Here is a 13,860-nt window from a genome sequence, read left to right as displayed (position 1 = left end):
CAAAAAACGCGGTTCCGGCGGGTCAAAACCGACAAACATTGCGATTTGGCTACATGTTGCAATGAAATGGCCCAACGTCGCTTTGCTTTACATCAGGTTCCGGGTCGAAAACCTCAATTGTTGTCCGGCCCGGTCTTATTCACTTTCCATCGCGATGGAAATACTTCGGTCACCGCTATTGCGGTGGGAACACGTGGAAAGACGAACTGGGGTCGACATCTGTTGAGCATTTGAACACGGGATTGTGCTTCTATAGGCTGCGGGGCAAATGCGGACGTGGATGAAAGACCCGATGACAACAAGATTATTTGCCGTTTTTGCGCTGTTGACCTGGGCAATCGCGTTGACTTTTGCAGGCGGAGCTGAAGCGCAAACTTCTCTCATTCCCGGCTACACAACGGGTGCGGACAGCACCGACGAGGCCTCGGAAGATGGGGATCTGGCTGCTGCGATCCGCTCAGCAACCGAGGCTGGTGCCAGCGTTATCGTCATCGACAGTGCGGGGAAAATCGTATCGTCGGGTGCACCGGCACAGGCCAATCAGGACGCCGCAGGCGACCCGATGGCCGATGGGTCGCAATTGATGAAGGCGCAGGAGCGGTTTTCGAAATTCCGCGAGTCGATGCAGTCGCGGCTTGAGGCGCTGCCTTATTCGATTTTCGAGGTGAAATACGTCCTGCGCCAAACCAGCCCCGATGGCCGAATACAGACCTATGTCGAGGTGTTGTTCTGGAACATCCTGTTCCTGTTGCTGGGACGGTGGCTGTCAACTGAGATTTACGGCAAGCGCATCGCCAAGGGAATCGTGGTCGCGCGATCCAAGGAAAACCCGCAGGGCTACCGCGAAAAAATGCCGTTTTTGGTGTTCCGTTTCCTTATGGGGATCGGGGGTACGATCTTTGCCATGCTGATGGCCCTGATCGTCGGGTTCCTGTTTTTCGGCGAGGCCGAAGATATCTCGATCCAGTTCACGGTCACGGCGATATTCGCGGCCTTCTTCCTGTCGCGCACGGTGTCCGATCTGTGGCGTATGGTGCTGTCGCCCTATCTTAGCCAGTACCGCCTGCCGCCGTTTTCGGACCGGGACGCCAAACGGCTTTATATCTGGGCTTCGGCGATTGCGACCTATGACATCTCGGTCGTGATGTTTTCGACCTGGGTCGCGGATTTCGGGCTGAACTATAACGTTTATGCCATGGTCTATGGCGGCCTGACCATGTTTGGTGCGTTGGGCAATTTGCTGATGATCGCGTTCAATGGGCGTGCCATTTCCCATGCCATCCGGGGCGGACGTACCAAGGAACAAGTGTCGTGGATCCTGCGTTTCATCTCGCTGGCTTGGGCACCTGTGCTGATCGTCTATATCGTGTTCAGCTGGTTCAAACTGGCTGTCGATCTGGTGCTTGAAAACCAGAACTCGATCCCGATCGTGGCCAGTAGCTATGCCATCTTTATGTCGGTGGTGATCGCTTACGGTGCGATGAACTATCTGCTTGAGCGGTATTTCGACCGCAACCGTCAGATGGAGGAGATGAACGCCGAAGACGCCGATGCGCCCGAGGAGGAGTTAATCGAGACCCCTCTGGCCGAAAAACGCGCGCATTCCATCGTGACGTACGAGGATCTGGCGCGCCGTGTGGCTGGTATTCTGGCCTTTGTGGTTGGGCTTTATGCGCTGGTCGTCATCTGGAACCCGGATGCCAGCTGGAGCGAGGAACTGCCTATCGAGCGTTTCCTGGACGTGATGGTGATCATCTTCATTGGCTATGTCCTGTTCCATTTCTTCCGCATCTGGATTGACAGCAAGATTGCTGAAGAGATTGACGATGGCGGGGCCGAGGCCGAGCTGGGCGATGAAGGTGGCGAAGGCGGGCAAAGCCGTCTAGCCACTCTGCTGCCTCTGTTCCGGGGGGCGATCTTGGCGGTGGTTGTCGTAACCATCGCGCTGATCGCGCTGATGGAAATGGGCATCAATGTCAGCCCCCTGTTTGCGGGCGCGGGTGTTGTGGGTCTGGCCGTTGGGTTTGGATCGCAGACGCTGGTGCGGGATATTTTCTCGGGGGCGTTTTTCCTGATGGATGATGCGTTCCGCAAAGGGGAATATATCGACATTGGTGATGTGAAAGGCACTGTCGAGAAAATATCGGTCCGGTCGTTCCAGCTGCGCCACCACTTGGGTGCGCTGAACACCATTCCCTTCGGTGAGATCAAAGTGCTGACCAACTATTCCCGCGACTGGGTGATCATGAAGCTGCCTTTGCGTGTGACTTATGACACCGATGTCGAGAAGGTGCGCAAGCTGATCAAGAAGTTGGGACAGCAATTGCTGAGCGATCCGGTCATCGGCGACAATTTTATCCAGCCGCTCAAGTCGCAGGGTGTGATCGAGATGCAGGATTCAGCGATGATCATCCGCGTCAAGTTCATGACCAAGCCGGGTGATCAGTGGTTGGTGCGCAAAAAGGTCTATCAGGAAATCCGCGAATTGTTCGCCCGCGAAGGTATCCGGTTTGCGCACCGCGAGGTAACGGTGCGTCTGGCCGATGAGAAAGCGCCCGAAGACCTGACGCCGAAACAGCGCGAGGCGGTGACAGGTGCGGTGCAGGCCGCGATTGACGAAGATTATCTGGACGATATCGGCCCCGGCGGAGGGGATGACAGATAGGACGTGCTCCCGCCCCTTTGGGCCGCGTTTCTGACGAAACGCCACCCAAAGCGTTGGGCCGGGCCGCGCGTACCGCGCGGCGGATGCGCTAGGGCTTCAGCGTTGGCCAGACGGGTTGGGACGTGCCCAGTTTCGATGCAGGCAGAGGCCAGTGCATGTCCGTTGTGCTCAACCTCAGGGCCGGTTTTAGACGATGACCGACACCCCAGCCGGATTCCTCGGGTGTGCGGGCATAGTCGGTCGGGTTGGCATTTTCGATATCCTCAGACGTTTCGGACTTGCTGAGAATGGCCAGCAATTCAGCAGTTCGGGCAAGGGACAAGCGGGCCTGCATGATTGAGTTACCTTGGGCGGCCTCGGCCAGAGCAGAAAGCACGGCGGCGGCCATCAGATAGCCGGTTGCGTGGTCCAGCGCCTGCACCGGCAGGGGCGTCGGCTTGTCTGCCTTGGCCCAGATGCGGCCAGTATCGGCGATGCCTGCGCTCATCTGCACAAGGCTGTCAAATCCGCGCCGGTTCGCCCATGGCCCCTGCCAGCCATAGGCGTTCAATGTAACTTCGACCCGGTTGGGCGCAATCGCGTCCCGTTTCGCTTGCGTCAACCCCAGCGCATCCAGCGCGCCTGGGCGATAGCCATGCACGAACACATCCGCCTGAGACAGCAATTCCTGTAATGTCTCCATTCCGTCGGGCGACTTTAAATCCAGATAGGCACAGTGTTTGCCCAGCGAGACATCCGGGATCACGCCGGGTTCGTCCCAGCCGGGCGGATCAATACGCAAAACCTCGGCCCCGACCCCGGCTAGAGTGCGGGTGGCAATGGGGCCTGCCAGAACGCGGGTCAGGTCCAGAACGCGCAGGCCCTGAAGCGGCCGTTTGGCCGTGGCCTTTGGACGGTCGCGCAGCATGATCTGGCGGGGGTTGTGCCAGCCGATCAACGGATCACGCGACACCGCCCGGCCTTGGGGATGCTCCAGCCATTCGGCCCTGCTGCGCATCGCGGCGGTGGCGCCGCCCTCGGCTACGATGGCGGTTTCCAGATCGGCGATAGCCCATGTTTTGAGGGCCTGAGCGACAGCATCGCGGTCTGCATCGACCTTGAGCACGTTCAATGCGGCCTGCCGGTGGCGGGCCAGGTTGGTATGCAGCCTGATCCACCCGTCAGAAGCTTGATAATCCCCGGCGATGGCGTCCCAGAGGCTCGGCATCTCCCACCCTTCGGGCTTGAAGGAAAATCCATACCACAGTGAAGCCAGCCGGTGATCAACCGTGACGTCGGGCGCGCTGGACGTCAGGTTCAGGGACACCATCAATCGCGCCAGCTCTTGCCCCACCGCCGCAAAGCTGGCGGTTGCCAGTTCAGATACCGCAAAGGCGCTGGGCCGCGCTCCGCTTCCGATTACCCGATAGCTTTCCGGGTCAGGAAGCGCCGAAACCAGTGTCATTGCTGATAGGGGTCGAGACTGTCGCGCAGCCCGTCGCCAAGGAAGTTGAAGGCCAGCACCACCACGATGATCGGCAGCATCGGGATTGCCGTCCACGGGTAGATCTCGATCGAGGCGAGGTTCTGTGCATCGTTCAGCATCACGCCCCAACTAACCGCTGGAGCCCGCAGGCCGAGGCCCAGGAAAGACAGCGCCGTTTCCCCCAAGATCATCGCCGGGATCGACAGAGTGGCCGAGGCAATAAGGTGGGACATGAAGTTCGGCAGCAGGTGCTTGCGGATCACACGGCCCGAGCTTGCACCCATCATTTCGGCTGCGCGCACATATTCTTCCTCGCGCAACGACAGGAACTTGGCGCGCACAGATCGGGCAAGGCCGGGCCAGTCGAGTATCCCGAGGATGATCGAGATTATGAAGAACACTGCCACTGGGCTCCAGTTCGAGGGTACCGCTGCAGACAAGGCCAGCCACAATGGCAGTTCGGGCAGTGAGCGTAGAATCTCGATGACGCGGTTGATGACCCAGTCGATCTTGCCGCCGAAATAGCCCGCCATCGACCCGAACAGGATGCCCAGGAAGAACGACACCGAGATGCCGATCAGGCCCACGGTCAGTGACAGTTGCGCGCCATAGAGAATGCGGCTGAAGACATCCCGGCCCAGACGGTCGGACCCCCACAGGAACAGCGTTGCCCCTTCGGGCGCACAGAACAAATGCGTGTCCGACTTGATCAGCCCCGCCAGCCTGTACTCGGCCCCTTCACAAAAGAACTGGAGCGGGCGCGGATCGCTGGTGTCAGTCACGGCTTTCCACTGGAAGGTCTCAAGGTCGGCCTCGATCACCGTCGGGTAGACAAACGGACCGACGAATTCGCCTTCGTGGAACCAGTTGACGCTTTGGGGCGGGGCATAAAGATGCTCGTCATTGCGTTCATTCGCACCATAGGGGGCAATGAACCCGGCAAAGGGCAGCATCAGGTAGCACAGCAGCAAGAAGATACCCGAGATCAAGCCCAGTTTGTGGGTGCGGAATTTGCGCCAGACCAGCAGCCAGTTGGGGGCGTCCAGATCAGCTCGCTCGAGCTGTTGCAGGGCGGCGTCTGGATCGAAGGGGGCATCGTCGACATAGCGACCGTCAGAGCGTTTGGTCATGCTTCACGCCCCTCATACCGAATTCGCGGGTCCAACATGACCAGCAAGATGTCCGAAATCATTGTCCCGATCAGCGTCAGCAGTGCGACGAACATCAGGATGAAGGCAGACAGGAACTGATCCTGCGTCTTCAGCGCGGTCAGCAAGGTCGGGCCGATGGTTTGCAGCCCTAGCACCACCGAGACCAGAACCGACCCCGACACCATTGAGGGCAGCAGGTTGCCGATATCGGCGACAAAGGGGTTGAAGGCCACGCGCAGCGGATATTTGGTCAGCATCCGCGACGGAGCCATGCCTTTTGCGATGGCGGTTTCCACATAGGGTTTACCCAGCTCGTCCAACATATTCGCGCGCAGCCGTTGCATCATCGCCGAGGCGCCCGAGGTACCGATTACAAAGGTTGGCACAATCAGGTGGAGAAGTATGGATTTCATCTTGTCCCAGCTCATCGGCTCACCCTCGTAAATCGGGTCCATGAGCCCGCCGATGGGCAGGTTGAAATATTGGTGGCCGTAGTAGAACAGGATCAGGGCCAGCAGGAAGTTCGGCGTGGCCAGACCCAGATAGCCCACAAAGGCCGAGGTATAGTCGATCCACGTCCGCGACCGCGCCGCCGCAAGGACACCAAGCGGCAAAGCGACCGCGTAGACAAACAGGATTGCGGCAAGGTTCACCACAACGGTCAGCCACAGTGTGTCGCCCACAATCTCGGCCACCGGGCGGTCAAATTCAAAGGACCAGCCGTAATTGCCTTGAATCAGCCCCTCAAACCCATGGGGGCCGGGCCAGAAGCCCATCCAGATCAGGTATTGCTCCCACATCGGACGGTCCAGCGCGTATTCGGTCCGCAGGAATTCGGCCTTGGCCACACCGGCGGATTGCCCTGAGGCCTGAAGCTCGGCGATTTGGTTGCTGAGGTAATCGCCAGGCGGCAGGTTGATGATCACGAAGATTAGAACCGACACCACAAGCAGTGTCAGCAGCATCGTGAAAAAGCGATACACCGCGTAGCGCAGCATTACCATTTAGCTGCTCCTGTCAGTCGGCGAAGTAGAACTCGTCAGGGCGATGGATGCCGAAATGCGCGCCGGGTTCCCATGCCCACATGGCCTGTTCGGGCACGTTGCGCAGGCGGTTGGACACAACGATGGGCTGCGGGGCGCCATTCAGAATGCCGATGGCATAAAGCTGATCGGCGTGGATCTTCAGCATCTCGGACCAGACGGCCTTGCGTTCGTCATCTGATGTGGCGATTTCCCAGTCATGGGCAAGTTCCATCAGGCGCTCGGCCTCGGGCATATCGGGCGCTTCGCCGACATCGCCGCCGGTCTGGTAATACTGCCCCCATTTCGGCCAGGCCAGAAACACCTGATCGGTGGGCGCCAGATAGGCGGGTGAGGTGTGGGCCTGCGGGATACCGTCATCCCAGCCAAACCAGACCGAGGCCATGGTGTTACCCGCAAACACCCGGTTCCGCAGGATGTCCCGGTCCAGCGGGCGCATCACCAGATCGACGCCTATCTCGCGCCATGTGTCGGTAACGATCTGCAAGGCGTTCTCGACCTCTTGCCGCTCACCGGCGGTTTCAATGATCAGCTCCATCGGGCGGCCATCGGGTAGCAAACGAATACCATCCTTGTCGCGCTGATTCAGGCCAGCTTCGTCCAGCAAAGCGTTTGCGGTTTCGATGTCATATTGCGCCCAGGCCTTGGCGTTTTCCTCGTCATAGAAGGGTGAGGCAGGCAGAACCGACATCGCGCCCGGTTGCGCCAGTTTGAAGTACAGCGCCTGATTGATCGTCTTGCGGTCAATGGCCAGCGACAGCGCGCGACGCACGCGCACGTCGCGCAGAACTTCTCGCCATCCGTCATCGGCAAAGTTCAGGTTGGGATAGATCGCAATCTGCGAGGCAACACCGGTTTTCCACAGCAGGGTTTTGTAATTCCCCCCGGCTTCACCCTTTTTCAGGATCGAGGCGTCCCGGAACGCCAGCCCACGCCCTTGCAAATCGGTCTCGCCCGCATTGGTCTTGGCGGCGACCAGACCGGGTGCCACGATCTCCATCTCGACCACGTCGATATAGGGTAGTTGCACACCTTTGCTGTCGATGCGGTGGTAATAGGGGTTGCGGACAAAGTTGTGCCGGATCTTTTTGCCCGAGCTGGCATTCAGCCAAGGTTGCAGCGTCGGCAACTCGTGATTGTCGAACTTATAGAGGTTATCCAGCTTGTTATGTAGCGCCGCCCAGCTTTTGACGCGGGCGTCTTCGACCTGAAAGGCCAGCTCATCGGCGTCAGCGAAGCTCTCGTGATATTGTTTCAGAAACGCGGATGGGCGGTAGATGAACGGCGGGCGTGCCTGTGCCAGTGATTGCAGGAAATCAGGGTTCGGGTCGGCCCATTCGAACACGATGGTCGTTTCATCAGGGAAAGTGACGGTCGGGCTCTTGCCTTCGACAATCAGGAAATCCGGCGGCCCCGACGGGCTGAGCAATTCGTTATTGGCTACGTCCTCCCACCAGTATCGAAAATCTTCGGACGTAAAGGGCGACCCATCGGACCATTTGTGGCCTTCGCGCAGGTTCAGGGTGAATTTGCGGTTGTCTTCATTGGTGAAGGATTCCAGCAGATCAGGGACAATTTCGTAATCTTCGTCAAAACCGACCAGGCGGGCATAGCCATAGACCACCATCTGCCGAATGTCCTTGGATCGCGTCACCATGGTGCGCAACGTGCCGCCCGGCGTTCCGAACTCACGCCCCTTGGCGGCCAGATCGACCACCAGCGGCTCAGCCGGTAGGCGTTCTGCGACGGGAGGCATGTTTCCGGCGGCCACTTCGTCTTCCCAGAACGCGCTTTCCTGAGGGGTGGGGGTCTCTGCCGTGGCGGGCAGAAACCACAGCGCCGACATTGCGGCTGCCAGGATCAGGGGGCGAGTGGTCTTAAACATGGCATCGTACCTTATGGCCGGGCTCCATTTCCACCAATGATGGTATCACGGAGTCGGTAAATCGGAAGGCGTCATCCCAACTGTCGGGCGAACCGGCGCCCAAAGCAACCAAATTCAGGTCGATGGGCCGGTTGATGTCGGGTTCCGGTTGTGCGGCGATCAGCGCCTTTGTGTAGGGGTGGTGCGGGTTGTAGAACAGTGTCTCGGGCGGGGCTTGTTCCACCACAAGGCCCCGGCGCATCACTGCAACTTCGTCTGCGATGCGCGCCACGACGGCAAGGTCGTGCGAGATAAAGAAATAGGACAGTTTCAAGCTGTCTTGCAGGTTTTCCAGCAGCGTCAGGATCTGTTCCTGCACCGAGACATCCAAAGCCGAGGTCGGCTCGTCACAGACAATCAGCTGTGGGTCCAACATCATCGCCCGTGCGATGGAAAGGCGCTGTCGCTGACCGCCTGAAAACGCATGAGGATAGCGTTTCAGCATGTCGGCGTTCAGCCCGACCCGTTGCAGCATCTCGGCCGCTTTGTCCCGTTGTTCAGCGGGCGAGCCGATCTTGTGGATCTCCAACGGCTCGGTCATCGCGTCCTGAATGCGCATCCGCGGGCTGAGCGAGCTGTAGGGGTCCTGAAACACCATCTGCGCCTTGCGCTGAAACGCAGTGCGCTGGGCGCGGGTCATGTGGTGAACCGTGATCGGGTCGGCGTCTGGCGCGGTGCGAAACAGAACCTCTCCGCCCGGATCGGGGGGCTCGGCCCCGAGCGCAATGCGGGCGGCCGTGGTTTTGCCTGATCCGCTTTCGCCGACAATGGCCAGTGTCTTGCCACGTGCTAGATTCAGATCGACACCGCGACAGGCATGGATCAGCCGGTCACCTTGCCACCCTTTGCTGGAGCGCATGGTATAGGTTTTGGAGACACTGTTCATTTGCAGGATTAGGTCCTCGCCGGGCATCGGAATGCCAACAGCTTCCTTGTCGGGAATCTGGGGCGCGGCGTTGAACAATTGCTGGGTGTAGGGATGCGCAGGGGTGGTCAAAATAGGCGCGGCCGCCCCGGATTCCATCACCCTACCCTTGTGCATAACGACCACTTGTTCGGCCATATTGGCAACGACGCCCAGGTCATGGGTCACAAGGATCAGCGCCATGCCCGTCTCGCGCTGCAACTCTTTGATCAACCCCAAAACCTGCGCCTGCGTGGTGACATCCAGCGCGGTGGTTGGCTCATCCGCGATCAGCAGTTCCGGCTTGGCAACCATTGCCATGGCAATCATCGCACGTTGGCGCATGCCGCCGGACAGCTCGAACGGGTAAGAATCATAGGCGCGCTGGGGGTCAGGAAAGCCCACGCGCTCGAACTGGGTCAGAACCTCTTTGCGGGCCTGCGCCTCGGACGCGCCGCGATGCAGCCACAGAACCTCGCTGACCTGATTGCCGATCTTGTGCAAGGGCGACAGCGACCGCATCGGTTCCTGAAAAATCATCGAGACCCGATTGCCGCGAATGTCACGCATCTGGCGCTCACTGATTGCCGTCAGGTCTTCCAATCCTTTGGAATCATTCAGAGTAATGGTGCCGCTGCGTATCTGGGCCGTGCGCGGCAGGATGCGAAGCGCCGCGCGGCACGAGATGGTTTTTCCAGACCCGGACTCGCCCACCAACGCCAAAGTCTGCCCGGCCTCGACGTCGAAACTGACGCCCTGAACCACGGCCTCACCCGCACCGAAGCCGATGCTGAGGTCCCTGACAGACAACAACGCAGTCATGCGGGTTTCCCACCCGTTCGGCCGTCACTCGGCATAGGCTTGATCAACTCCCCGTGTTTTTTGTCGCAGTTTCGCGCGGTTGGGCCTGATTAGTCAAACCCGTTCTTGGGCTGAAATGTCGCGGGAATATGAAACTGAGGCGAAATTGCCTACACAAACCCTTGAGGATTTGTCATCACAGGCGGCGTCGATGCCTGATTAAGCTTCGGCAACTATCAAGGAGAGATTTTCCCGTGCCCGATCCCCAAAGCCGCCTCGATCTGTTCATTGACCGCATGGTCTCGCAACGGGCCTGTCTGGACTATGCCATCGCTCAAACGCAGGGGATGGACGGGCCGGTTTTCGAGCTGGGCTTGGGTAATGGCCGTACTTATCACCACATGGTGCAGTATGTGCGGAACCGCCCGGTCTATGTGTTCGAACGCGCCGTGGCCTCGCACCCGGATTCGACCCCGCCGGAAGATCTGGTGATTTTGGGCGATGTGCGCGAGACGTTGCCCGCATCGCTGGATCGATTCGGCGCTACGGCCAGTTTGATCCATGCCGATCTGGGCGGGCATAACCGCGAAAAGAACGACGCTTTTGCCCGGTTCGTGTCCCCGTTGATCGAGCCGCTTCTGGCCGAGGGCGGATTGATGGTCTCCAGCGATCGGATGTATTTCGATGGGTTGACTGAACTGCCCCTGCCAGACGGAGCAGTTGAAGGGCGTTGTTTCATTTATCGCCGCTGAAGGGGGCTCTAATGCTATTCTACGATTGCTCGACTGCCCCGAACCCACGCCGCGCGCGGATGTTCATTGCTGAAAAAGGGCTGGAGATTGAGACCCGCGATATCTCGATCGCAAAGGGGGAACAGCTGGCTGAGGACTTCCGTGCGATCAACCCCAATGCCACGCTGCCCGTGCTGGTGACAGATGAAGGGACGGTATTGACCGAAAACCTCGGAATCGCGGCCTATCTTGAGGCGCAGTTCCCAGAACCGCCGCTGATGGGGCGTACCCCGGATGAAAAAGGGTTGGTTTTGATGTGGAACAGCATCGTCGAACAGCAAGGCGGTGCCCCTGTGGCCGAGGCGCTGCGCAACGCGCATCCAGCTTTCGAAGGACGAGCGATTCCCGGTCCTGCAAACTATGCCCAAATTCCCGAGCTGGCGCAGCGCGGGGTCGAGCGGGTGGAACGGTTCTTTGCGATGCTTGAAAATCGGCTGAAAGACAGTGCCAATGTGGCTGGGCCAGAGTTTACGCTGGCCGATATCTCGACCTTTGTGTTTGTGGATTTCGCTCGGGTGATCAAGATGCGGATCCCGCAGGAAAATTCGGCGACGCTTGCGTGGTTCGATAAGGTCGCCGGCCGTCACAGCGCCCAGCTTTAAGGCCCATTGAACCCCGAGAGGCGTTCTAAAGTTCAGAACTGTACAGAAATGTCTAGACAGATATGAACAGTGCGTCTAGCGTTCCCCGCGAGCCATGCAGGGGAGGGCAAGATGAAATCTCAGTATCGCGTAGTGGTCATTGGGGGCGGCGTCGTGGGGGCGTCTGTATTGTATCATCTGGCCAAGTTTGGCTGGTCGGATGTGGTTATGCTGGAGCGGCGGCGGTTGGCCTCGGGGTCGTCTTGGCATGCGGCGGGCGGTATCCATGCGTTGAACGCCGATCCCAACATGGCGGCGTTGCAAGCCTATACAATCGACCTGCTGAGCGAGATCGAGAAAGAATCCGGCCAGAATATCGGCCTGCACATGACTGGTGGTCTGACTTTGGCTGGTACACCCGAGCGTTGGGAGTGGTTGCAGGCCAATTACCGCATCTTCCAGTCCATCGGTATTGATGATTGCGAGTTGCTGACCCCGGAAGAGGCGCAGAGGCGTTGTCCGATCATGTCGACCGAGGGCGTGTTGGGCGCAATGTGGGCTGATCGCGAGGGATATATCGACACAACCGGCACGGTGCAGGCCTATGCGACAGCAGCCAAAAAGCGCGGTGCGGAATATTACGAGGAAACCAAGGTCGAAAGCCTGACGCAGACGGCCGATGGTTGGTTAGTTGTCACCGACAAAGGCACCATCACCTGCGAGCATGTGGTCAACGCAGCGGGTCTGTGGGCCAAACAGGTGGGGCGCATGGCCGGAGTCGAATTGCCGGTCTCGCCGCTGAAACACCACTACCTGATCACCGACACGGTACCCGAGGTCGCGCAAGCGGATTTCGAGATGCCGATGACCGTGGACCTAGAAGGGTTCACCTATATGCGGCAGGACCAGAAAGGCGTTCTGGTCGGTATTTATGAAGTTGAGCATGAACACTGGGCGATGGATGGCGCGCCGTGGAACTATGGCGAGGAACTGTTTCAGGAACAGCTGGATCGGATCGAGAATGAGCTGACGCTGGGCTTTGAGCGGTATCCGTCGATCCAGAATGTGGGCATCAAGACCTGGGTGAACGGCGCGTTTACCTTTGCGCCGGATGGCAACCCTCTGGTCGGGCCGGTGCCCGGCAAGCGCGGCTATTGGTCGGCCTGTGCGGTGATGGCCGGGTTCTTGCAGGGCGGCGGCGTTGGCAAAACACTGGCCGAGTGGATGATCCATGGCGAGCCCGAGGCGGATGCGTGGCCGATGGATGTGGCGCGTTTCGGGGATTTTGCGCAGAACAAGCGGTATATCCGCGAAACCACGGGGCAGTTCTATTCGCGCCGCTTCGTGATGACCTATCCGAACGAGCAACTGCCCGCAGGCCGCCCGCTGAAAATGGCCCCCGCGCACGACGCGATGACCGAGGCCGGGTGCAAGTGGGGCGTCAGTTGGGATCTTGAGGTGCCGCTCTATTTCGCGCCGAAAGGGTTCGAGGAAACGCCGACGCTCAAACGGTCAAACGCGCATGACATTGTGGCCGAGGAATGCAAGGTGATCCGCGAAGGTGCGGGTCTTTTGGATATTTCCGGCTTTTCGCGTTTCGAGGTCAGCGGCCCCAATGCGCAGCTTTGGCTGGACAAGGTCATGGCTTCGAAACTGCCTGCGCCGGGGCGTGCCAAGCTTGCCCCGATGCTGGGCGAGAACGGGCGGCTCAAAGGTGATCTGACTGTCCTTAACTGGGGCGACGGAACGTGGTGGATCATGGGTAGCTACTACCTGCGGGCCTGGCACATGCGCTGGTTCGATGACCACATGATTGACGGTGTCTCGGTCCGCGATCTTGGTGAGGAATATTGCGGATTCGCCGTGGTTGGACCGAAGTCGCAGGCGGTGGTCGAGAAACTGGCCGAGCAGGATATCGCAAGCCTTCCTTTCATGGGCTGTGGGGATTTCGACATCGGTCTGGTCCGCGCGCGCGTGGCCCGCATGTCGGTGACGGGCGAGAAAGGCTATGAGATCAATTGCCGCTATGGTGATCACATCAAACTGCGCCGAATTTTGCTTGAGGCCGGGGCTGACGAAGGCATCCGCGAATGCGGTTTTAACGCGATGCTGTCTACGCGACTTGAGAAAAGCTTTGGGATCTGGTCGGCTGAATTTACTCAGGCGTACACGCCGGGCATGACCGGGATGGATCGTTGGATCGACTGGGACAAATCCTTTGTGGGCAAAGAGGCCGCCATGGCCGAACGCGACGGCAACGGACCAGCGCAGGTTCAGGTCACGCTAGAGGTCGATGCGCTGGATGCGGATGCCAGCGGGTATGAACCGATCTGGTCGAGTGATGAGCGGGTGGGTTTTGTGACCTCGGGCGGCTACGGGCACTACACCGGCAAATCTCTGGCGATGGCCCTGGTTAACCGCGACAAGGCCGAGCCGGGGACCGAGTTGTCCGTGCATGTGGTTGGCGTCGAGCGTCCCGCGCGGGTCATTTCTGCTTCGCCCTACGATCCGCAGGGCAAAGCGATGCGGGGTTGA

Annotated in this window: 9 protein-coding genes; 4 read left to right on the top strand and 5 right to left on the bottom strand. The window is 59.3% G+C overall.

Annotated elements, in window-relative coordinates:
• The first annotated feature begins 292 nt into the window (after positions 1 to 292).
• Positions 293 to 2,665 carry a mechanosensitive ion channel domain-containing protein gene (locus ACR0CA_RS04600; protein WP_480897560.1) on the top strand — a complete coding sequence of 791 codons (2,373 nt, stop codon included), beginning with the start codon at positions 293 to 295 and terminating at the stop codon, positions 2,663 to 2,665.
• Positions 2,666 to 2,753: 88 nt separating this feature from the next.
• Here ACR0CA_RS04600 and ACR0CA_RS04595 read toward each other — a convergent pair whose 3' ends face one another.
• From ACR0CA_RS04595 to ACR0CA_RS04575, 5 genes are read right to left on the bottom strand one after another with little or no spacing between them, the layout of a single operon-like run.
• Entirely contained in the window at positions 2,754 to 4,109 is a 1,356-nt protein-coding gene (locus ACR0CA_RS04595; protein ID WP_480897559.1) for a CoA transferase, read from the bottom strand.
• Positions 4,106 to 5,260 (bottom strand): ABC transporter permease, encoded by a 1,155-nt coding sequence (locus ACR0CA_RS04590; RefSeq protein WP_170782950.1) that lies wholly within the window; start codon positions 5,258 to 5,260, stop codon positions 4,106 to 4,108. Before ACR0CA_RS04590 ends, ACR0CA_RS04595 begins: the two co-directional genes overlap by 4 nt.
• Complete coding sequence (locus tag ACR0CA_RS04585; RefSeq protein WP_170769881.1) at positions 5,257 to 6,285, bottom strand: ABC transporter permease; 1,029 nt, start codon at positions 6,283 to 6,285, stop codon at positions 5,257 to 5,259. Before ACR0CA_RS04585 ends, ACR0CA_RS04590 begins: the two co-directional genes overlap by 4 nt.
• A 13-nt stretch (positions 6,286 to 6,298) precedes the next feature.
• Positions 6,299 to 8,209, bottom strand: a complete 1,911-nt coding sequence (locus ACR0CA_RS04580; protein WP_170769882.1) for an ABC transporter substrate-binding protein — start codon at positions 8,207 to 8,209, stop codon at positions 6,299 to 6,301.
• Positions 8,202 to 9,974 carry an ABC transporter ATP-binding protein gene (locus ACR0CA_RS04575; protein ID WP_170769883.1) on the bottom strand — a complete coding sequence of 591 codons (1,773 nt, stop codon included), beginning with the start codon at positions 9,972 to 9,974 and terminating at the stop codon, positions 8,202 to 8,204. The genes ACR0CA_RS04580 and ACR0CA_RS04575 overlap by 8 nt, the downstream gene beginning before the upstream one ends.
• Before the next feature lie 233 nt (positions 9,975 to 10,207).
• Here ACR0CA_RS04575 and ACR0CA_RS04570 point away from each other — a divergent pair, with 233 nt between their 5' ends.
• The 3 genes from ACR0CA_RS04570 to ACR0CA_RS04560 all read left to right on the top strand — a co-directional run bounded on the left by ACR0CA_RS04570 (position 10,208) and on the right by ACR0CA_RS04560 (position 13,860).
• Positions 10,208 to 10,705 carry a class I SAM-dependent methyltransferase gene (locus tag ACR0CA_RS04570; protein ID WP_331252079.1) on the top strand — a complete coding sequence of 166 codons (498 nt, stop codon included), beginning with the start codon at positions 10,208 to 10,210 and terminating at the stop codon, positions 10,703 to 10,705.
• 11 nt (positions 10,706 to 10,716) lie between these two features.
• Positions 10,717 to 11,346: a glutathione S-transferase family protein gene (locus tag ACR0CA_RS04565; RefSeq protein ID WP_480897558.1), complete on the top strand. Its 630-nt coding sequence runs from the start codon at positions 10,717 to 10,719 to the stop codon at positions 11,344 to 11,346.
• 111 nt (positions 11,347 to 11,457) lie between these two features.
• Positions 11,458 to 13,860, top strand: a complete 2,403-nt coding sequence (locus ACR0CA_RS04560; protein WP_480897557.1) for a GcvT family protein — start codon at positions 11,458 to 11,460, stop codon at positions 13,858 to 13,860.

This window comes from Ruegeria sp. F12, from assembly GCF_056533885.1.
The sequence above is the reverse complement of the archived record's forward strand: the minus strand, read 5'-3'. Positions and strand labels throughout refer to the sequence as shown.